This is a genomic window from Duganella sp. 1411 (genome assembly GCF_017833525.1).
In the GTDB taxonomy this organism is placed as follows: Bacteria; Pseudomonadota; Gammaproteobacteria; order Burkholderiales; family Burkholderiaceae_D; genus Rugamonas.
The window spans coordinates 1,071,414-1,092,333 of the sequence record NZ_JAFICD010000001.1 but is presented as its reverse complement, the minus strand read 5'-3'; the positions used below and the strand labels follow the sequence as shown (position 1 = coordinate 1,092,333).

Sequence of the window (20,920 nt, the reverse complement as noted above, 5' to 3'; positions counted from 1 at the left end):
TCAGGTTCCGATAAAGGCCGCGCGCACGGAGTCGCAGGCCGATTTGAGTGAAAGGTTGGGCTGGGCCAGGTAGGTCGAGACCTTTTTGATCGCGTAGTCGGCGTCGACCTGTTCCTCGACCCAGTCGAGTTCGTCGAAGGCGATGTGGTGTTCGAGGCCGGCCTGCGGGTCCATGATGGCCTGCAAGGTCAGCGACGAGGCGCCGCTGAAGCCGAGCACCAGCGCCGGACGGCCGCCCAGGCGGGTGGTGAACAGCGACAGCTCGAAGTCGGCGCGCATCAGGAACGGCGTGATCAGGTGCATCCAGAACGCGCCCACCAGGTTGCGGTACATCGGATCGGACGGCAGCGGCAGCACCAGGCTTTTCTCCAGCCGGCTCGAACTGCTGGCCATGACCGGCTGCAGCAACAGGCCCAGCGCGAGCAGCACCTGCCGCACCGAGCCGGGGAAGCCGGTCTGCGCCAGCATGGCGTCGAGGCCGCCGATGGTTTGCAGGTCGAGGAAGTCGGTGAAGGCGGCCTCGTAGGCGGCGCTGCGCAGGTCGAGCTCGATGATGCTGGCGGCGGCCGCCTGCAGCGCGCCGGCTGGCTCGGGCGCGGCCAGCACGCCGGCGCTGAGCGATTCGAGCCGGTTCCACAGGCGCGACAGCACCAGCGGGCTGTTGGGCACGAAGCCGGCCGGGTCTTCCACGTCCATCGTGCTCATCATCAGGAACGGGAAGCGCCGCTTCGACTGGTCGCTGCTGGCGACGATGTGGCCGGCGATGGCGCGGCCCCGGCGCGGCCCGATGAAGGCGAAATGCAGCGGCGCGAGCGCGTCGTAGGTCAGCTTCCAGCGCGCGTCGGCGCTCAGCAGGTCCATCGCCTGCGCCAGCCAGGCGTCGAGGATGTTGATCAGGGCCGGGTTGTCGCTGGCCTTGACGAAGTCCCCCCGGCTGGGAATCTTGCCGAAGTAACCGATGGAGATCGGGGTGGCACGGCTCATGGCTGGCTCCTTGGGGCGGCGGCCGCCGCCGGGGCCGCCGCCGCTGCGGGGCCCGGGGCCGCAGGGGCCGGTGCCGGCGTGGCGGCCGGCGCCGGCGCGGTGATCAGCTCCGGCAGGCGCATGCGGCGGAAGCCGGCGGCGGCGCCCGGTGGCGGCGGCGCGGCCGGGGCGGCCTGCGTGGTGGCGACGATCTTCAGGTTGGCGCGCACGACCACGCCGTTGTTTTCCCAGCTCAGCTCGAACACGCCGTTGTCCTTGCGGGTGCGCTTGGCGGCGTCGATCATCTTCTTCAGGCCGAAGTGGCCCGGCTCGTTGAGCAGCACCACGGTGCGGCCCTCGGGCGTGATGGCGGTGATGCGCGAGCCCGGCGTGCCTTGCGGATTCGGCCACACCATGTGCACCCACGGCTGCGGCTGGCCGCGCCAGCGCAGCGCCTGGCCGTCGATCTCGATGGTGAACTCGGTGGCACCGGTGGCGCCCAGCGCCTGCACGTCGAAGCGCGTCTGCGACTCGGCGGCACCGGCCTGGGCGGCCACGCCGCCGGCCGACAGCGGCGCGACCCAGCTCGGGAAGCTGTTGATCACGCCCGGCGCCAGGTTGATGCCCATGTTGGCCCAGGTCTTGGCGCTGAGCGTGTCGCCACGGCGCACCACCAACGGTCCGATGGTGGTGTTGAAGTATTTGGCGATGGCGCCGTCCGGGCCGAACATCTGGCCGATCTCGGCGTCGGTGGCCTCCACCCGCGACTCGGGCGCGAACGGATACTTGAGCGCCAGGCTGCGGTTGAACGGCTCCAGCACCTGCGCGGTCCAGACCTTGTTGATCTCGGTCTCGGTCGGACGCACGATGACGGCGAAGGTTTGCATCAGCGGCCGCACCAGCAGCGGACGGATGGCTTGGCGCTGCTGGTCGGTCATGCCCACCAGCATCTGCTCGTCGACGTATTTGAGCGCCTCGGCCAGCTCGGAGCCGGTGCCGTCGAGCGTCTGCTGCATGAACTGCTTGGCGCCGGGGCCGGTGTCGCCCTGGTTCTTGATCTGGTTGAAGCGGCCGCGCAGCTTGGACAGCGCGTCCATGTAGCCGCCGATCAGGGTGGCGCCCTTGTCCTTGCTGACCACCAGCTTGGCCACGCCGGAGAACTCGCGTCCCACCGGCCCCATCGGGATCGGGGCACTGCCGGCGGCGGCGCTGGTGTTGATGTTGACGTCGATGCCGGACGGCTTCTGGCGCAGGATGGTTTGCTTGAACCATTCCACCACGCCGCGCTGGGCGCGTTGCAGGCCGGCGTCGATCAGCGACGGATTGTCCCACGAGGTTTGCTCGTAGACCGTCTTGATCAGCTTGTCGATCGGCGACGATTGCGGATCGCCCAGGCGGTTCATCGCGCTGGCGGCCTGGTCGAAGCCGTTCAGTTCGCGGATGCTGACGTTCTGGATGAACTTCTGCCATTCCTTGGCGTAGTCGTTCTTATACAGTTCGAGCAGCGCCTTCTGTATCTGCTCCGGGCTGCCTTCCAGGGTCAGGTCGTCCTTGGCGGCGGTCTTCAGCACCCAGTCCGAGCTTTGCAGCTCGCGGTTGGCGGCGTCGCGGAAGGCTTCCTGGATGAACTTGTCCCACGCCTCGCGCGTGAAGGTGCCCGGGATGGCGTAGCTGCCCACCACCAGTTCCTTGTCCTGCTCGCCGACGATGCGCGCCACCGTCATCGACGGGAAGCGGGTGGCGGCGCGCGCCTTGACGTCGGCGTACACGCGTTCGCGCGCCGGCAGGCCGCGCACCACTTTGCGCAGGTTGTCGCGGCTCTGGTCGACCAGGGCCAGCTTGGGCTCGATGGTCGGCCACGACGGGTCGCTCATCTGGCTCAGGTAGAACGAGATCATGCGTTCGGCGCTGCGGATCATCTGCTCGCGCGGCATGGTGCCACGGTTGCTGTCGAGCCAGACGCGCCAGAAGCGGGTCAGCTGGTCGTTCAGGTGGCTGGCCTCGGCGCGCGATTTGTCGCTGAGCATCAGGTAGGTCTTGAGCGCGTTGTAGGCGTCCTCGACGTTGGCCGGGTTGGCGTCCTTGAACTGCAGCGCGCCGAAGTTGACGGCGGCGGCCGGCGACAGGGCGACCGTGCCGGGCAGGGCGCCCGGGGCGGCGCCGGGCGCGACGGCGGGAAGCACTGCACCAGCCGGCGCTGCGCCGGGCACGGCGGCTGCCGGCGCGGCGGCGCCGGCGTTGAGCGCGCCCGATTGCGGCGGCCGCGACATCGGCTCGAGCTTGTCGGCGCCGCTGTTGACTTCGCCGAGGAAGGCTTCGATCGACTGGCCGACCGGTTTCAGCATCACTTCCTTGAGGCCGGAGAAGTATTCCTCACGCAGCTTGCGTTCGAGGAACTCGCCCTGGTACAGGCCCAGCGACAGCGACAGCGGACGGTCGGTGCGGTACGATTCGAGCTGCTCGATGCGGTCCTGCAGGATTTCCAGCGCCTCGAAGCGCGACGCCAGGTCCAGCCGTTTTTCCTGCACCTTGACGGCCTGCGCCAGGTCGGCCTGGACGTTGTTGACCAGCTGGCGGTTGGCCAGGTACGACCAGCTCCAGCCGCCCAGCGCCAGGCCGACCAGCGCCATGGCGCCGAAGAAGGTGGCGTAGCGCATGCGCGTCTTGGCTGGGCTGGCGTACTGCGCCACCAGGTCCTTGTCGGCGAAGATCACCTTGCGGAACAGGTTGAGCAGGAAGTAGCCGTGCTGGTCATGCACCTCGGACTGGGCCGCCGGCAGCATCTGCAAATCGAAGCGGTGGGCGACGCGCTCGGACGAGGCCGAAACGGATTCGCCCTCCTGCAGCGCGCTGGTGAAGTAGAAGCCGCGGAACACCGGCTTGAACTGGAACGGGTTTTCCTCGAACAGGGTGGCGATGAAGGTGCGCAGCGGCCCCTTGATCGAGCTGAACTCGAGCGGGAAGGTGAACACGCCCGGCGGCATGCGTTCGCGCCACTGCAGTGCCATGTTGGCCAGGCTCAGGTCCTTGAGGCCGTCGTACAGCTCGTCGAAGCGCTGGTCGAACTGCTCCAGCACGTCCTGCTTGGAGCTGGTCTGGCTGTAGGGCAGCGTCGCGCCCCACACCTTGTCGCGTTCGCCGCGCTCGGCGTCCTGGAAGAACTCGTTGAAGCCGGTGATCAGGTCGGCCTTGGTGAACACCACGTAGACCGGCGCGTGCACTTCGAGCTTCTCGGTCAGCTCCTGCACCCGCTGGCGCAGGTTCTTGGCCAGGTTGATGGCGAACTCGGGACGGCTGCCGGTCAGCTCGGCGACGCTGACGGCGATGATGATGCCGTTGATCGGGGCGCGCTTGCGGTATTTTTTCAGCAGGCCCAGGAAGCCCAGCCATTCGGCGCGGTCTTCCTCGCCGACCGAGTAGCGGCCGGCGGTGTCGAGCAGGATGCCGTCGGTGGTGAAGAACCAGTCGCAGTTGCGGGTGCCGCCGACGCCCTGGACGATCTTGCTGTCGGCGAAGGGGAACTGCAGCCCGGAACTGGCGATCGCGGTGCTCTTGCCGGCGGCCGGGTTGCCGATGACCATATACCACGGCAGTTCATACAGCGCGGCGTCGCCCGAGAGCTGGCCCAGCTTGGAGGTCTTGATGGTGCCGATGGCTTCCATCATGCGCTTGCGCAGCGCCTCGTTTTCCTCGCGCTGGGCGGCGTCGGCCTTGGCGGCGCCGGCCTGCTGCTCGAGCATGCCGCCGAACGCGGCGCCGGAGCGCTGGCGGCGGTAGCGCTTGAACAGCCAGACGGCGCCGTACAGCAGCAGCGCGGCCAGCAGCACCAGCAGCACCCATTTATAGGAAATCTCGAAGACGGCGGCGGCGATCAGCAGGGCGGCGGCAAAGGCCGCGAAGCCGATCACGGCCAGGCTGAAGCGAGCGGTGAGAAAGTGCCAGAATCGTTGCATCATAGTGGGGCTAAAGGGGCTAAGGCGTACTTGGGTTGAGTGAAATGGTTCATGCCGTGGCCGCTTCGGTGATGGCGGCTTGCGCCGTCAGCAGCACCGCGCCACGGTGGAAAGGATCGAGGTTGGTCACGCACAGCGCCGGGCCGGCGCCGGCCTTGACCTGTTGCTGCGCCAGCACCAGCGCGGCCAGGGTCGTGACGGTGCCGGCGTCGCCGCAGGCCGCGCCGACGGACAGCACCTGGCTGCCCAGGTCGAGCTCGGGCAAGGTGGCGCTGGCCATGCCCAGCAGTTCGGTCATGCGGCTGACGCGCTGGTCGCTGTCGGCGGTCAGCATGGCGATGTCGGCGGCGTTGACGCCGGCCGTGGCGATCGCCTGCGTGGCCAGTTCGGCCAGCAGGCCGGTGTCGCCGCGCGGCTTGGTGTCGGCCGAGGCGGCGCGCAGCGCGCTGCTGGCGGGATACAGCAAAGCGGCGTCGGCGGCATCGAACAGCGCGCCCTGGGCGGTGTCGGCCAGCAGCAGGCCGGCCGCGCCTTCGCCGGGGATGCGGCCCTGCGGATGGTTGCTGTCGAACAATATGAAATGGTCGGCCCAGTCCCGCGTGCTGGCCGCGCCGATGCGCGAGCCGCACGCCAGCATCAGGCACAACAACGGCTGGTCCTCCCGCCGCGCCTCGCTTGCCAACTGGCCGATCAGCGGCAGCGGCGGCTGGGCGTGGGCGGCCAGCAGCGGTGGCGCCAGGCGCGCCTGCGGCCAGCCGTGGCGGGCCACGACGTGGCGCAGCCAGCCGGACGCGGCGGCGCGTTCGGCGTCCGTCCATTCGGCCGGCAGCAGGGGCACCACGTGCAGCGCCGGCAGCGGCGGCAACGGTTTGCCGTCGGCGGCCGCGTCCAGGTAGCGGGGCAGGGCAGGATGAGGGCCGAGTTCGGCGGCAAGATCGGCGGCCACGGCAGTGCCGAGCGCCAGCGCACGCCATTGCTCGTCGGTGAAATCGGTGTCCGGGTGGTGCTCGCGCAGCCAGTCGGCCATGCCGTCCTGCTGGGCGGCGACGTCGACGTCGTCGACCCGGCCGCTGAGGATGGGGTAGCCGCTCTCGTCGACCAATTCCGGATCGAGGGCAAGATTGGCCTTGCGCGACAACAACGCCTCGGCCACACGCGCGGCGCTGTCGCCATGGGGCATGCGCAACGCGCCGGCCAGCACGGTCAGCGCGACGGCGGGCGGCGCGGCCGGAACGGTTTTCGCCGCGGCCTCGGTGGCGTTGGCGGCAGCGGCGGCGCTGGCCGCCGAAGCCGCGCCCGCGGCGGCCAGCAGCTTGCTTCCGCCCCACACCAGCAGCAACAGCAGCAGCGGCAAAAGCAGCAGATAGATCACCAGGTCGTCGGTGCCCGGCATGCGGCGCGTCTCGCGCCAATACCACACCGCGCCCAGCCAGCAGGCGGCGAAGGTGGCGGCGACGATCAGGCTACGACTGATCCAGGGGCGCATCAGCGGCGCCCGTCCATTTGAAGACCTTGCATACGTCTAGACCTGGTCCGTGGTGGCTTGCTGGCTGGCGATCAGGCTGGCGCCGCAACTGGTTTTGTCGCCGTCGCGGGCGACCGGCATGCCGTCGACGATCATGGTCGAGTCGCCGCTGACGATCACGCCAGGCGTGTGGCCGGGAATCGGGCACACCACCATGTCGCCCACGCGCGCGATCGGAACGCCGCCGCTGTCGCTCAAAAGCGAGGCGCTCACCACCACGCCGCCGTGCGACGTCTTATCCCCCAACCGTATCAACGGACCAGCCATCTTGTCTCCTTAAGCTTTTCGTTTCATCACGCCGGGCACGCGCAATTCGGTATGCCCGAAATCCATCATTTTCCAGCGGCCGCCCCAGGTCAGGCCGACCGATTCGGCCACTTGGCCGTACAGTTCGTATCCGCGCATGGCCCATGGATCCTTTTCCGAGATCACCAGCTTGCCGTCGCGCAGGAAGGCGCAGTCGGCGGCCAGGCCGTATTGGTGCCAGCTCTGGAACGCCGCCGCGTTGGTCACGCTGCTGCCCAGGCTCGCCAACATATTCTGGCGCTCGGGACTGCGGTAACCCTCCAGGATTGCCATATCATAACCGTGCTGTTCCTTCATGATCTTAAATACAAGTAAAAGGCGCTGCGTGTATTCCGGATCCATCAACGCCCAGTTGCGGCTGGCCGAGACCAGCATCGGGCGCTCGCGCTCGATTTCGGCCGTGGCGAACACGGTCGGCGGCAGCGCCACCGGCGGCACCAGTTGCTCGCCTTCCAACAGTTCCGCCACCTGGGTGTTCACTTCGCGCGTCGAGACGTCGTAGGCGCCCAGCATGTTCTTGCCACTTGCCAAAAAAGCCAGCGTTGGCGGCAGGCTGAGCAAAGCCAATCCCGCCAGGCACAGCAGGTAATGGCGCCTGGCGAACGCCGCCAGCCCCTGGGCCGACGCCGCGCCCGACTGCCGCAGCGCCTGCGCGCCGGCCGTCTGGCGCCGCCTCAGGCCGGCGAAGCGGCGCTGCAGTGCCGCTTCGGCGCGCGCGGCGCGCTCGACGACAAAGGCGCGGCCGGCCGGAAACAGGGCCAGCCAGCTCACCAAGCACGCCAGAAGGAAATACAGCACCACCGCCAATAAAAACACGACAACCTCAACCCTGAACCACGTCAATCGGCGCCTCGTCGAGGCATTTTGTACAAACTTTCTTTACTGCCAGATTAATTATTGCTTGAGAGTATATCTTACTAGTCTGATAATGGCATGACTATTCGGTTCAATTGTGCGCACTGTTGAGTCCGCGTACAGTTAACGTTCTACCATGCGTCGCATCGCTGTTGAATATAGTAAAGTATTGCAATAACAGACAGGAGTTCGTATTTTGCAACGAAAAGATGACAGTCCCAAGCCCTCCCGGCCAAGTTTGTTGACGCCGGCGCAGCAGGAAGAGGCCGACCGCAACCGCATATTGTCGACGCTTGAGTCCGGCGGTGGCGCCGGCAAGCCGGCCGCCAAGCGCGGCCCGTCGCGCTATGCCTTGGCGGCGATGGGACTGGGCGTACTGGCGCTGGCGGCCGGCGTGGGCATGTGGGTGACGCGCGAGACCGCGCACGACGACGCCATGGCCACGGTGGTGGCGGCCAGCAAGGAGGCGCCGCCTGCGCCAGCGGCCGCTACCGTGCCGCCACCGGCGGCCGCGGCCGAGGTGTCGGCCGACGAGGTGCTGGCGTCCGCCGCGCCGGCGGCCGTCATCAACGAGGACCGCGCCGCCCAGCAAGCGCCGGAAAAGCAGCAAAGCCTGAGCGAAATGCTCAACGCGGGTGGCGAACCGGCGCCGAAGGCCGGTCATGACGTGATCAGCAAAGCGCTGGAGACCCCGTCCGCCGGCGCGGCGCCGAAAAGCGCGGCCAAGCCGGCGCCCAAACCCAAGCCCAAGCCGGCGGCCAAGGAGGTCAAGAAAGCCCCTAGCGAGCCGGCCACGACCCCCGAGCAGGAAAGCGATATCGCCTTGCTGTCGGCGCTGGTGGCGCACGCCCAGGCGGCCGAGCGGGCGGAGGCACCCAAAAAGCCCAAGCTCAGCGTAAAAGAACAACTGGCCCAGTGCAAGAAGTTGAGCAAGTCCAAGGCGGCCCACTGCCACGAGCGCGTCTGCGAAGGCCGCACCAAGACCGGCGATTGCAAGGTGGTGTCGCGATGAGCTTGGCATTGGTGGATCAAGTCGTCGGCGCGCTGGCTGAGTTCACCAGCGCCACCCGGCTCTACGCGCTCAGTTTCGGCGACGACGGCCCGGCCTTGATGGTCGAAGCCTTTGCCGCCGACGAGGGCCTGCAGGCGATCGGCGCGCGCGACATCATCGCGCTGTCGACCGACGCCTTCATCGACCTGGCGCCGCTGCTGGGCAAACCGGCCGCGCTGGAAACCAGCCTGGCCGACGGCACCCGCGCCCGCTTCAGCGGCCTGGTCAGCGAAGCGGCGATGCTGGGCAGCTTCGGAGGCCTGGCGCGCTACCGCCTGCGGCTGACGCCGTGGCTGTGGCGCCTGAGCCAGACGCGCAACAGCCGCGTGTGGCAAGACAAGACGGTCATCGAGATCGTCGAATCCGTGTTCCAGGAGCACGCGCCGCTCGCGGTCTGGCGCTGGAGCGACGAGACGGCGCCGTTCATGGCCGCCGCCGGCGCGCGCAGCTATTGCTGCCAGTACCGCGAATCGGACTTCGACTTCATCACCCGTTTGCTGACCGAGGAGGGCCTGGCCTGGCGCTTCGAGGAAACCGACGACGGCCACGGCATGGTGCTGTTCGCCAACAGCGTCGAAACCAGCGCCACGCCCGAGGACGCCAGTAGCGAAGCGGGGGGCGGCATCCGCTTCCACGGCGCGCGCGTGGGCGAATCGGCCGACACCATCCAGGCGCTGCGCGCGCACCGCAGCCTGCGGGCCGCGCTCAGCACCGTGCTCAGCTACGACTACAAGGCCAAAAGCGCCGTCAGCGCCAGCGTGCCGACCAACCAACCGGTCGGCGGCGCCAACGCGCCCGTGCTCGAGAGCTACGACACGCCGGGGCAATATTTCTATTCGGATGGCGGGCAGGCTCAGCGCTACGCTTTGTTGCAAATGGAAGCGAACGAGGCGCGCCGCCACCTGTGGGACGCGCGCTCGACCGTGCGCACGCTGCGCCCCGGCACCCGTTTCACGCTGACGCAGGGTCCGCTGCAAGGCGGCGACGCCGCCTATGTGGTGCTGCGCGTGCTCAGCGTGGGGGTGAACAACCTGCCGACGCCGGCCAGGCAGGGCCTGGAGGAATTGTTCGGGCCGATACCGGAGTTGCTGGAGGAATCGCTGCGCGAGCAGCCGGAGAACTTCGCGGCCGTCATCGCGCAGGCGAGCGCCAGCGGCTACGCCAACCATTTCGAGGCGATCGCGGCGGACACGCCGTGGCGTCCGGTGGTGGGGGAGAACGGTCTGCGCCACCACCCGAAACCGACCGCGCACGGCAGCCAGAGCGCGATCGTCGTCGGCGTCGACGGCGGCGGCAGCGCCAACGGCGCCGACGAGATCTATTGCGACAAGCTGGGGCGCGTGCGCATCCGCTTCCACTGGCAGCGCGAAGCCGGCGCCACCTGCTGGGTGCGCGTGGCGCAACGTTCGGCCGGCGGCGGCATGGGCAGCCAGTTCCTGCCGCGCATCGGCCAGGAGGTGCTGGTGCAATTCCTGGAAAACGACATCGACCGGCCGATCATCGTCGGCGCCTTGTACAACGGCCAGGGGGAGGGCGGACAAGCGCCCACGCCCGGCGGCAAGAGCGAGCGCGACAGCGACAGCGCCGTGTTCCAGTCGGCGCACGACCACGGCGTCTCGGGGCAGGGCAACGTCGCCGGCGGCAACAGCCCGCTGTGGCACGGCGCCGCCGCCGACACCGCCGGCCACCGCAACAGCGCCGCGCAATGGGGCGTGCGCAGCAAGGAATTCGGCGGCGTCGGTTACAACCAGCTGCTGTTCGACGACACCGACAACCAGGGCCGCATCCAGCTCAAGAGCAGCCACGCGGCCAGCGAATTGAACCTGGGCCACCTGATCCACGCGGCCGACAACTATCGCGGCAGCCTGCGCGGCACGGGCGCGGAATTGCGCACCGACGGCTACGGCGCGGTGCGCGCCGGCGCCGGCCTGCTGGTGTCGAGCTACAAGATCACGCACGGCGCCGACGCGCGCGACCCGGCCGGCGACAACACGGCCGGCATGGCGCTGCTCAAGCAGGCCGTCAAGCTGGGCGAGACGTTCAGCGGCGCGGCCAAGACGCACGAGACGGTGGCGTACGCCAGCCACCTGGGCGCGGCCAAGGCGGACACCAGCAAGCTCGACGACAAGGCGGCGCCGTTGAAGGCGATGCTGACGGCCACCTCGGGCATGCTGAGCCAGGAAAGTATCGACGCGGCTAAGGCGGAGGCGCCTGGCAAGCCGATCGCGCCGGCCGACGACAAGCTACCGCACAGCAGCGGCGCCATCATCGCCATCGCCGCCAAGGCCGGATTGGGCGTGCTGGCGGGGCAGAACCTGCAATGGGCCAACGGCGAAACGATCACGTTGATGAGCGGACAAGACACGCAGTTCGCCATCGGCGGCCAGATGCGGGTGCACAGCGGCCAGGCGATCGGCATGCTGGGCGGCGCGGTCAAGGCCGGCGAGGGCAATGTGGGGCTGCAACTGATCGCGGCCAAGGACGCGATCGACCTGCAGGCGCAGGGCGACGTGCTCAACGTGCAGGCGCGCGACGAGGTCAACATCGTCAGCGCCAACGCGCACATCGACTGGGCGGCGGCCAAGAGCATCAGCCTGTCGACGGCGGGCGGGGCGAATATCACTATTACCGGGGGCAATATCACCATTCAGTGCCCTGGCAAGATCACGATCCATGCGGCGAAAAAGAGCTTTGCCGGCGGTCAGGAGGTCAACTATAAGTTGCCGATCCTGCCGCAATCGGTGTGCATCGAATGCCTGGCCAAGCGGGCCGCGCAGCGTACTGCTTTCATTAACAAAGGGGCGTAGGCGTGATCGACGGGATTTATACGGAACAGTACCCACACATCGATACGCTGGCGGCAGTGGCGAGCAACGAACCTCAGTGGAATTGGTATGCTATCGCCGACAGTGCGCAGAACGATGCCTTGCCTGGCGCATTGACGTCCGCCGGCGGCCAGGTGCGCTGCCTGCTTGGCGCCACTCAGGGCAGCCCGTTGGCGGAAAAGTCGCCGCATTTGATCGAACTGCCCGATCCGGCCCGTGGCGGTGCTGTTTGGGAGTGGATTGGACGGATGGCGTTGCGACAGCCGTGCGTGACGGTGCTCGCCAGCCGGTTGTCCTTCGAGGCAATTTTTGAGCAAATAAAACAGTTCGCCGAGATTCGCCTCCCGGATGGGACTGAGATGTTCTTCGCGTTTTGGGACCCGGCCATCCTCGGTACAGTAATGGGACAGGAGGACGACAGCACCTTGCACGTGCGCGGGCCGGTGTTTGACGAGGAGCAGCGCGCAATGTTGTTGGGCGGGTTGGCGGGCTGGTGGTATTGGGATCGCGATGGCGCCATGCATTCGCTCAAGATCGATAGCGAGGCGCCGCCGGTGCGTCTGGCCAAGCCGCTAATACTCGCGCAAAGCCAAGTGGACGATCTGGTCGAGGCCAGCATGCCCGACCACGTCCTGTTCTATGTAGATCTGAACCAGCCGTTTTTATTGAACGATATTCCGCCAAAGGAGCGTTACGGATACGTGGCGCGGGCTTTGACTGGTGCCCGGGAGATCGGCTTGGAGACCATGAAGGACCTCGTCAATTATGTTTGCGTCTCGCTGATCTATGGCACCCGCTTGCGAGAAGACAGCGGCATCGGCGAGCTGTTGGCACGAGTGAAACGTGGCGAGCTCAGGTTCTCCGCCGCGATGAAGTTGATGCCGTGATTGCCTGCGGCGCATCAAACAGCCAAGCCTATGCGCGGCTGAATAGGGATTAGGATATTGTGGAAAAAAAATTCAAGAACGGTATACCGGTGAAGCGGCGCAATCTGATGCTCGCCGCCTGTGGTTTTCTTTTACTTAACGCTTGCGAGGCTAAGGATATGCGTGTTGTGCTGGATTTGGTGGTGTTTAACTACCTGGATCGACCGATCTTCGCCGTCAATGTCGATGGCATCGGCTACGAGGTATCAGGCGCGTACCCAGAAACCGGCAAAACTACGACCACCGGCTTTGCACTCAAGCTGGGTCCCAAGATCGTCACCTGGAAGCTCGACGGGCCGAAAGGCGCGCCCCGTATTGGGGAAAGGGTTCATAACAAAAACGCGCTCGAGCTGAGTCAGAATCAGATCGTGCCAGGAGCGAAATTTATATCGGTTCATATCTATCCAGATGACACGGTTGAGCTTATAACCTCGGTCAATTTCCCGCACGCAACCGCGCGCGGGGAAAAGGAAGCCGCAAAAATGGGTGATCGGCATGGCAAATGAGGCGATACCTGCCGTTGAGGCTGCCAGCCGGGATGTGCCCGACGAACCGGCCGGTCCGTTCCAGGACTGCCGCGATGTCGTACACATCAGTCTTTTCTTCGATGGTACCGGGAACAACCGGGAGGAGGACGGGGAGAAACAGAAGTGGAGCAATGTCGGACGGTTGACGATGGCGATGCGCCAACAAGCGAACGTGTATCCGATCTATATCTCGGGAGTGGGCACCACCTTCAACGGCACGGCCGGCAACTGGCTCGACTCGGCCGGGGTCTGGATAGAAGATAACATCGAAGGCTTGGGCTTCGGTGGTGGTGGCGAGCGCAGGCTGCGTCAGGGCGAGGACGGCGTGAACCAACGGTTGTATGATGCGCTCCTTGTTCAAGCGAAAGAGCAAGGCCTCGAGGTGGAAAAATACGCCGCCGCCGGCAGCGCCAAGGCCAGGGCCAAAGTCCACGAGGCGCTGGCAAAACACCGCTTGATCAAAATGATCGACATGTCGTTTTTTGGCTTTTCGCGTGGGGCGGCGTTGGCGCGGGCGTTTTCCTACCGCATTATCAGCAATTGTAAGAAAAGTGGCTCGGACTTATTGCTCGAAAACTATCCGATGCGGCCCAGCTTTCTCGGCATCTTCGACACGGTCGCTTCTTTCGGTCTGCCCGCGCACAACGTCCAGTTGCCATTCCGGGATCGTGAATTGGTGGTATCGCCTTTGATCGAACGCTGCGTTCATTATGTGGCGGCGCATGAGGTCCGGGTCGCCTTTCCGGTTGATCTCATCAGGAAAAACGGGAAACTGGCCGGGGAGTGGGTCGAAAATGTCTATCCCGGTGTGCACTCCGACGTCGGCGGCGGTTATACGGCGGACGATCAGGGCATCCAGAATAACTATGCGCGTATTCCCATGCGGGACATGATGCGCGAGGCCGTTTCCAACGGCGTCAGGATGAGGAGCTATAAAGAGATTGAAGAGACGATGTATGGACTCTTCACGGAGCGATTTGAGTGTTTGGATGCGACGGAAGCCGCCTACCGCGATTATATGGCGGCCTGCGGCGCCATGAGTGGCACTGTCGAGAACCAGATGAAGCGCCACCTCGAGGTGTTTTACAGCGCGAGTGGAACCATCCATCGCAGGGGCATCGAGACTCCGGGTGCCCGCAGCCGCGCGGCGAGCACGTTCAAATCCCTGGGGCCCAAGGGCATGGCATGGGAAGTGGACCGATATCGCGAAGTGGCCAAAGCCGGCGAATGGCTGCGGATCGGCGGCTCCGCCGTGAATAGCTATGCCCAATATATCAAACCTGAAGAATGGCAGTTAGCCGCTTGGGACAAGCCGGCAAGTGACGGTGTGGTCAAGTTCGTGTCGCAGTTCGTCCACGACTCGAAAGTCGATTTCATTGGCAACATCGAGCCGTTCAGCTACTTCAAGCCGCGGGGGGTGTGGGAATCGAACGTCAGCGTCTGGACGGAATGGGGAAACTGGGTCGTCGCCAAGAGCGACGCGGTGACTGAAACCGTCGGCAACGCCTATGAGTCCGGCAAGAAGCAGGTCGGCGAAGCGGTCGACGCCACTACCAAGGCAGCCAAGGACACCGCCGAAGCGGCCCAGCGCAAGGCCGAAGAAGCCGCCGAATACGCCAAGCGCAAAGCGGAAGAGGCGGCAGCCTATACCCAGCGTAAAGCGCGGGAAGCTGCCGACTACGCGCGGCAAAAAGCCGACGAAGCCGCTGCGGCGACCAAGCGCGCCTACGACGCCACGGCCAAGGCTGCTAATGACGCCGCCGAAGCCGCTCAGCACCAAGCGCAGGAAGCTGCCGCGTATGCGCGTCGTAAAGCGCAGGCGGCCGCCGATGCCGTGGGCGACGCCTACAACGCCACTACCAAGGCGGGCAAGGATGCGGCCAGGGCGGGAGCGAAGAAAATCGGCGATATGGAAGATAGCGCGGAAAGGTTGTATGACCGCGGCGTGAACTGGATTAAGCGGACTGTGAAAGGGCAATGACTGGCAGCAGAACTGACGCTTTCAAGCTCGCCGACAAGGCGGCGCCGTTGAAGGCGATGCTGACGCCTACCTCAGGCATGCTGAGCCAGGAAAGCATCGACGCCCCCAAGGCCGAGGCGCACGGCGAGCCGCGAAACTAATCGTAGTGGAAAACTGGTACGCCTTTGCCGACAGCGCGCAGAAGGCGTTCCTGGCGCGCCGACGGCCGTGGCGGCGGAGTGCGACCGGATAAGATTCCCGAATTAATTGAGTGGTTGTCATGTGTCCAGTAATCTCAACGGATATGCACCTTAGCCGTCGCGTGTTCATCACAGCGCTGGGTTCCCTTTTTTTTATTATGGCTTGCGAGGCGAAGTCGATGAAAGTGGTTTTGAATGTTGTCGTGTTCAGCTATTGGGATCGGCCGATTTTTGAGGTTAACATCGATGGGAAAGTCGATGAGGCTTCCGGGGCGTACCCCAATACAGGGAAGGGCGTCACGGGTGGGGTGTCGTTAACTTTAGGGCCGAAGACGGTCACCTGGAGGCTTGGCGGGCCTGAAGGTTTACCGCGCAATGGAGATACCCTCGTCAACAAGAATCGTCTTGAGCTGCTTGATATTCTGCCCGGCGCTCAGTATTTGGGGATTCATATTTACCCAGACGAAACGGTCGAGCTCTCCACAAGCGTGGGGCGCCCTCAGCCTAGTGCGAAAGGTTTGAGTGAGGCTGCCAAAGGGGGTAAAAATCATGGCGGATGATGCGGTAATTCGTGCTAAACGCCCCGAGTACCGCCAACGGTTGCTAAGACTGCGTTCGCACCCAAGCGAACGGCTACGGCTTCAACCATTGCGCCACCTACGGCTCGTGCCGCGAGTGTTCCAGCTAATGAACCTGCTGTTAGCGCAGTTGATGTCGACAATGTACCTCCCGACGCTAATGCTGACATCGTATCCAGTTCGGCTGCCGTCGAATTGCCGAGTTTATTCTGGTCATTTCTTTTCTTCCAAGATGCGACTAAATTTATGCCGCCACCGGCTATGCCAGTCGCACAGCCGAAAAACTTAAGTGCCCCTATGCAGGCGCTTTGGGCGACCGCCGCATACACGGCGCTCAGTTGCAATGCGCCTCCAGTGAAGCCAAACAGACTATCTAGTACGCCATATGTTGCATCGGTCCGAGAACTATCGGAAGTTGCGTTGAACCAACTCTTCACGCCGTTCCACATACCGATCACCTGTATCGCCATACTCGCCAGCGCAAAGCGCACGTCGAGTGTCTTTGTGAGTTCAACGACGTTGGGGCCTGTCATCGTTCTGTTCAACGCCGGCAATGCGTCACGAAGTACGTTGGCCGTTTTGCCGGCAGTACTTAATTGCCCCTGATAGAGCCGCAAAAAGGCGGTTTTACTTAGCACTGTAGTCGTCCTACTACGGGCGGCCGCTGAATGTACTTTTGATGTGGGAACACTGGAAACAAGGTGATTCCCTTCAAATGTTTTGATCGAAACCACTCGTCGATCCAACGGATTCTAGCGGAGGCGGGCGGCGTTCCGCCGGACAGCGGTGCTGCGCCGCGCGGGCTCTGACGCTTACTGAAGGCGAAGAAATATCCCGATCCGCCGTCACCGAAGAGTCAGTCCGCGCACTCGCAGCGCGCCTCGAACGCGGACCATCGACCATCAGCAGGGAAATCAAACGCAACGGCGGGCGCGAAGCCTATCGTGCGGTCCAAGGGGATCAGCATGCTTGGCCTTTGTACTATGCACGACACCTGAGTTAGCCTTCAGCGGGGGGGAGGGCGAGCCGTAGAAGTGGTTCTTATTGAGCCCTTATGCAAATTGGGCTTCATAGTATGCCATTCGACGTTGGTACCAGCGTTTCCGGCGCTTGGCAACGTCTTGGTAAACGGCGTCACCAATCACAGACGTCTTGCCGCCGCGCTGCGGCGCTTAGGCCCGCGCAACATCGAAGACATTGCTGCCGCGCCGGCAGTCTAGCTAATTGGATCGCCGACTGCCTGCAAAACTTCGGGTGCCCAACCAATACGCGTAGATGTTTCAAAGCTCAGCCAAGCAAAACTGCCTACTAAGATGATGAACGGAAAAATAATAGGAAAAAAAATCAACGAGGCGACTGCAAAAAACCTATGGTGTTGCCATATATTTTTAAAATTCCCACCATAAGGACCTGCACTCAATACAGACTCCCACCAATTCTTGGGCTTTTCGAAAGAAAATAAGACCTCCCCAGGCAACAAGTGTGGTCCATTTTCTTCCATGAATCGTCTGATGTGTTCCCAGACTGCTGGCACGGTGACTTCACTCATCTGCATGCTGTTGCCAATTTGAAATGTGTCAACTATAGATGGGTCAGCTGAATTTTTTCTGACTAAAAAGACCAAGCTATGAATGCGACTTACAGTAGCAGTATTGGAATTCAGCTGGGCATGGTGTTCCGCGTCAACCAGATCCCATTCATATGTCGCAGTCTTTACCGGCCAAGGTCGCAAAAGCCCCCTCCATCCCGAGTAAGTCTCGCGATAAATACGATAGACTTTACGGTTTTTACGATCGAATATTGTAGGTTCATCTTCCGGCCTGAAGAATTCCAATCGCACCGATTTTATAGCGATATAAAAGCCAAATATTAAACTACCTATAGCGCATAGAATTGAAAACCAACCAACAAATCCATCTATTCCCCATCGCAAACTATCAAGTATTAAACGCCAGCCAAACCAAAATCCTAGCGAGGATGCAATGAGGCCAGCAAAAATAATAAGGCCTCTTGTTCCTCTAGCAATCCCCGTGTATTCAATCGCATCTGAATAGGTTTTTTTTATCAACCAAAAAGTCAGTGCGGTCGAGGCGGCGCTCTTGTGCTTGTCGAATTTTTTGATCGCTCCTGAAATATTATTGCTGGATTTTTCTTCTAATTTTTCTTTGTGCATAATTTAATTCTCATTATTGATCTATTTCGGATGTTATTCGAAAACCAGACCCTATTTTTCGTCTTCTACTGGGCCCTTCAATAGTTCCTCAAGTCCCTGTCTTTCTGCCGTCCAGTTCCCCTTGGGAAACTTATCATCTCGGTCGCCATAGAATGGGAAGCCACTATTGCCGAAGTAACTCCTCGCCACCCAGCGCTGAGTATCGCTTGGCGTCAGTACGACCGCTCCAACTTGAAAGAGCACGCCTGCTCCCAATAGCACCAATCCTATGCCGGACACCGTCAGCCCCACGCCTGCGATCGTACCAACCACCGCTCCGCCTGCTAATCGTGTGGCGACGGTCCTTACCACCGCGCCTCCCACGGCATTCGCGGATAGCGTCTGGGCGGCACTGCCAACCATTAAGGCGCCAGCGGCCAATCCGGTTCCCGCAGAGGCAATGGCGGAGAGACGGTAAAGCGCTGCTACATCGTCGTTGCCTTGAACGTATTGATCACCGGCTTTCTTGGTAGATGCGAGGTAGTTGATTACGCCCCCGGCAGCGCCGGTGGCATTCCCTAGAAATTTCAGCAGTCCGATCCCTACACTCTGGGCGACAGCATTCGCTCCAGCTTGCCCGGCAAGCGAACCGGTCTGCGCAGCTACCCGGTTTATAAGCCTAATTTCCCCAAAAAGTGTGGCCATTTGCACCGCTCCGCCGGTGAACCCCATGACGCTATCCATCGCTCCGTAGGCTGCATCAAGCCTATCGCTATCTGTCTTGGCTGCTAGCATCGCCTGGATACCGTTCCACATGCCGATGATTTGGATTGCCATGCTGCCCAAGGCCAATCGGGCATCCAACGTTTTTGATAACTCCAAAACGTTGGCGCCAGTCACGGTTCGATTTAGTGCGGGTAACGCGTCGCGCAGCACGTTGGCCGCTCTTGCCGCTCTGCTAGCTTGACCTTGGTAAAGATCCATAAAAGCATCTTTACTTAGAATCGTCGCTTTGCCGGTTGCTGCTGTGATCGCGGTCGCGGTCGCTGCAGAGCCCATTTTTACACTTCCAGTGGTTGCGTCATTTGCAACATTCTGAAGGTTCCCGTTAGCTGCCTTGATTGCGTCTGTATCGGTTAACAACGTCAAGGTCACCATTCGGCCTTGCGCCCGATATTTCTTGAGCTTGGACTTCGTTGTGCCGAGGTCTTGGCCGGAGCGAGCCGCCAGCATGGCCAATGCCTCGTTGGCGTCGACCTGGAATTTGATCAGTACGGGCAGCTTCGGGGCTGTGCCTTTGAGAGCACCCTCGACCACATTTTCCCAGATCTTTTGCACTAAAATAAAGGCTTGAAGCCTAGCAACTGCTCGCGCAGTGCTAGGATGACCACCTATGGTCTTTCCAGCCACAGCAAGCACGGCGCCAGTGAAGGCAGTGATCTGCCCTATGCTATACAGTGCCAAAGCATGTGCAATCCAGCCATGTGATGGCAACGACGGTCTCACACGGTTCAATTCGCTAAATCCCTTGAGAATGTCGTATGTTTTATCACGCATTCCCTCTGCCCCGGGGTCGCCAGTCAATTGCTCATGAATCGCACTGAACAGTTCCTTTTTGTTCCCCGCGAGTGCGCGTTGCACTATGGCCGAGGGATCGGCAATTGACTTATCGAGTAGCGCGACGTAGCGTTCATTTACAGTCCCCTTGGAAATCGGGGCTGGTTGATGTATCAGTTTACTCTCGATTGCGTATGTTACGCTGTCCACTGGAGGATTGAGCAACGATGCTTTTGACTCCGAGTCAAAGTGCCGATCAAAATATGCTACTGTCCTTGGGTCGATTGCGGCCGAAAACCAGTCATCCTCCATCTTTTGTAAAGGCTCGTAGTGCTCGCGCTCGAGCTTCTTATTGAAGGTTGCGAGCCAGTTCTTTCTCTCATCCTCATTTAGATATCGTTCAAATTTTGACCAGTTTTGCTCGGACTTTTTCTTAGTCCATTCTGCGGCGCGCTCAGCAACATCCGGGTAAATTACCCATCCCATTATCAGTTTATTTTTAAGAAGCTGCGCCTTCCTAAGCGGTCTCAAGATGTGGGGTGGTTTCTTTAGAAGCATTTCACGCTCAGCAGATGAGATAGGCTTGAAATTTGTTCCGGGTGGCCAAGTTCGAAAACCGAACTCTTTCTCCTCGACAATCGGTGTAACCTCATCAAAACTTGCGGCTTCGGCCTCATCAACGACGGATTGCTTCAGACCTAATATGGTATTTGAACTATTTAGTGGATGTTGCACCTCTGGCTTGGAAAATTCCCGTTTGATGAGCTCGTTACGGCGAATCCGTAATGAATTGAGTTCCGCTGCGATGGCTACCGGATCGCGCAGTACCACCGCAACTTCTTTGCCGGCAGTCTTTGGATGCGTGGCGGCGGCCGCCGCCAATCCCGCCGCCAACTGGTCGACGCTTTTGGCCACGCTATTGAATGCGAAATCCTGCTCCGCCGAGCCGTCCATGATGTATGAGGTCAGCGCGCATTCCAGCACTTGGGCTTTAAGTTTTTGCGCAGTTGGTGTGAAGGTGTTCGGTCCGCTTCCCCTCAATGAGACGTGCTGCATCACCGCTGCGTCGCCAGCATTCTTTTTGCGTAATGTTTCGTTCCAAAGGTTGGCGCTGTATGCGATCCAGATCTCGGCAATCTTGTCCGCTTGAGGGATGTTCAGGACCTTCATGCCTGTGGCGATGTGACCTGGTCGTTCGCAGGCGACGGGTTCGCCCGGTTGCGAGAACAATGCATGTTCCTGCGGTACTAGATCTGCTTGCTGGGTCACCCGGTAGACCCGCCAATGCGTCATTCTGGGCGGAGGGTTTGGAATGTAGACGTGCACATAGCCCTCGCGCAGCAAGCGCAGCCCGAAGCGCGCTTCAGTTGGCAGACGCGAAGGCAGCAATCCTGCGACAGAAGCAGGTTCGGCCGCAACACTTTGCGAGCCAGATGCGAGCAGCAAAGGGCTTTTGGAAATGGGGCTGGGGCGGAGCAGCAGCAGTGAGAGCGAGCTTTTTTTGCAGACGTCGCAACCGGAAGGCGTGGCCATGTGTATCTA

15 protein-coding genes and 1 pseudogene are annotated in these 20,920 nt (G+C 62.3%); 8 read left to right on the top strand and 8 right to left on the bottom strand.

The window, feature by feature from the left end; genetic code table 11:
* From tagF to JOD97_RS04250, 5 genes are read right to left on the bottom strand one after another with little or no spacing between them, the layout of a single operon-like run.
* Complete coding sequence (gene tagF / locus JOD97_RS04270; RefSeq protein WP_209713608.1) at positions 1-984, bottom strand: type VI secretion system-associated protein TagF; 984 nt, start codon at positions 982-984, stop codon at positions 1-3.
* On the bottom strand, positions 981-4,916 hold the full coding sequence (gene tssM, locus JOD97_RS04265) for a type VI secretion system membrane subunit TssM (RefSeq protein WP_209717162.1): 3,936 nt from the start codon (positions 4,914-4,916) through the stop codon (positions 981-983). Before tssM ends, tagF begins: the two co-directional genes overlap by 4 nt.
* Positions 4,917-4,965: 49 nt before the next feature.
* Entirely contained in the window at positions 4,966-6,402 is a 1,437-nt protein-coding gene (locus tag JOD97_RS04260) for a hypothetical protein (protein ID WP_209713606.1), read from the bottom strand.
* A 36-nt stretch (positions 6,403-6,438) separates the two neighbouring features.
* Positions 6,439-6,708, bottom strand: coding sequence for a PAAR domain-containing protein (locus JOD97_RS04255; protein WP_209713604.1), 270 nt, complete (start codon positions 6,706-6,708; stop codon positions 6,439-6,441).
* 9 nt (positions 6,709-6,717) lie between these two features.
* Entirely contained in the window at positions 6,718-7,563 is an 846-nt protein-coding gene (locus JOD97_RS04250; RefSeq protein WP_209713601.1) for a M15 family metallopeptidase, read from the bottom strand.
* A 235-nt stretch (positions 7,564-7,798) separates the two neighbouring features.
* On the opposite strand from JOD97_RS04250, the gene JOD97_RS04245 reads away from it, so the two are divergent.
* From JOD97_RS04245 to JOD97_RS04215, 7 genes are all read left to right on the top strand, one after another.
* Entirely contained in the window at positions 7,799-8,614 is an 816-nt protein-coding gene (locus tag JOD97_RS04245) for a hypothetical protein (RefSeq protein WP_209713599.1), read from the top strand.
* Positions 8,611-11,460, top strand: a complete 2,850-nt coding sequence (locus JOD97_RS04240; protein ID WP_209713597.1) for a type VI secretion system Vgr family protein — start codon at positions 8,611-8,613, stop codon at positions 11,458-11,460. The genes JOD97_RS04245 and JOD97_RS04240 overlap by 4 nt, the downstream gene beginning before the upstream one ends.
* A gap of 2 nt (positions 11,461-11,462) precedes the next feature.
* The gene (locus tag JOD97_RS04235; RefSeq protein ID WP_209713595.1) at positions 11,463-12,365 is read left to right on the top strand and encodes a DUF4123 domain-containing protein; all 903 of its coding nucleotides are present in this window, start codon (positions 11,463-11,465) and stop codon (positions 12,363-12,365) included.
* 59 nt (positions 12,366-12,424) lie between these two features.
* Complete coding sequence (locus JOD97_RS04230; RefSeq protein ID WP_209713594.1) at positions 12,425-12,910, top strand: hypothetical protein; 486 nt, start codon at positions 12,425-12,427, stop codon at positions 12,908-12,910.
* Positions 12,900-14,912: a phospholipase effector Tle1 domain-containing protein gene (locus JOD97_RS04225; RefSeq protein WP_209713592.1), complete on the top strand. Its 2,013-nt coding sequence runs from the start codon at positions 12,900-12,902 to the stop codon at positions 14,910-14,912. The genes JOD97_RS04230 and JOD97_RS04225 overlap by 11 nt, the downstream gene beginning before the upstream one ends.
* Complete coding sequence (locus tag JOD97_RS04220) at positions 14,909-15,052, top strand: hypothetical protein (protein WP_209713590.1); 144 nt, start codon at positions 14,909-14,911, stop codon at positions 15,050-15,052. Before JOD97_RS04225 ends, JOD97_RS04220 begins: the two co-directional genes overlap by 4 nt.
* A gap of 218 nt (positions 15,053-15,270) precedes the next feature.
* A complete protein-coding gene (locus JOD97_RS04215) occupies positions 15,271-15,651 on the top strand; it encodes a hypothetical protein (RefSeq protein ID WP_209713588.1) in 381 nt (126 codons plus the stop codon).
* 14 nt (positions 15,652-15,665) lie between these two features.
* On the opposite strand, the gene JOD97_RS04210 is transcribed toward JOD97_RS04215, so the two are convergent.
* Positions 15,666-16,307, bottom strand: a complete 642-nt coding sequence (locus tag JOD97_RS04210; RefSeq protein ID WP_229264176.1) for a hypothetical protein — start codon at positions 16,305-16,307, stop codon at positions 15,666-15,668.
* A gap of 41 nt (positions 16,308-16,348) precedes the next feature.
* On the opposite strand from JOD97_RS04210, the pseudogene JOD97_RS32540 reads away from it, so the two are divergent.
* Positions 16,349-16,642 (top strand): annotated as a pseudogene (locus JOD97_RS32540) (helix-turn-helix domain-containing protein); the annotation flags it as partial.
* 243 nt (positions 16,643-16,885) lie between these two features.
* Here the strand turns inward: JOD97_RS32540 and JOD97_RS04200 are convergent.
* Both JOD97_RS04200 and JOD97_RS04195 read right to left on the bottom strand, forming a co-directional pair.
* Complete coding sequence (locus JOD97_RS04200; protein WP_209713584.1) at positions 16,886-17,842, bottom strand: DUF6708 domain-containing protein; 957 nt, start codon at positions 17,840-17,842, stop codon at positions 16,886-16,888.
* A 51-nt stretch (positions 17,843-17,893) separates the two neighbouring features.
* Positions 17,894-20,911, bottom strand: a complete 3,018-nt coding sequence (locus tag JOD97_RS04195; RefSeq protein ID WP_209713582.1) for a T6SS effector BTH_I2691 family protein — start codon at positions 20,909-20,911, stop codon at positions 17,894-17,896.
* Between the last annotated feature and the right edge of the window lie 9 nt (positions 20,912-20,920).

Excerpts from the sequence above, each read along its gene's own strand:
- JOD97_RS04200 (WP_209713584.1), bottom strand. The coding sequence starts at position 17,842 with ATGCACAAAGAAAAATTAGAAGAAAAATCCAGCAATAATATTTCAGGA.
- JOD97_RS04220 (WP_209713590.1), top strand. The coding sequence starts at position 14,909 with ATGACTGGCAGCAGAACTGACGCTTTCAAGCTCGCCGACAAGGCGGCG.
- JOD97_RS04240 (WP_209713597.1), top strand. The coding sequence starts at position 8,611 with ATGAGCTTGGCATTGGTGGATCAAGTCGTCGGCGCGCTGGCTGAGTTC.
- JOD97_RS04195 (WP_209713582.1), bottom strand. The coding sequence starts at position 20,911 with ATGGCCACGCCTTCCGGTTGCGACGTCTGCAAAAAAAGCTCGCTCTCA.
- JOD97_RS04255 (WP_209713604.1), bottom strand. The coding sequence starts at position 6,708 with ATGGCTGGTCCGTTGATACGGTTGGGGGATAAGACGTCGCACGGCGGC.
- JOD97_RS04225 (WP_209713592.1), top strand. The coding sequence starts at position 12,900 with ATGGCAAATGAGGCGATACCTGCCGTTGAGGCTGCCAGCCGGGATGTG.
- JOD97_RS04215 (WP_209713588.1), top strand. The coding sequence starts at position 15,271 with ATGAAAGTGGTTTTGAATGTTGTCGTGTTCAGCTATTGGGATCGGCCG.
- tagF (WP_209713608.1), bottom strand. The coding sequence starts at position 984 with ATGAGCCGTGCCACCCCGATCTCCATCGGTTACTTCGGCAAGATTCCC.
- tssM (WP_209717162.1), bottom strand. The coding sequence starts at position 4,916 with ATGCAACGATTCTGGCACTTTCTCACCGCTCGCTTCAGCCTGGCCGTG.
- JOD97_RS04260 (WP_209713606.1), bottom strand. The coding sequence starts at position 6,402 with ATGCGCCCCTGGATCAGTCGTAGCCTGATCGTCGCCGCCACCTTCGCC.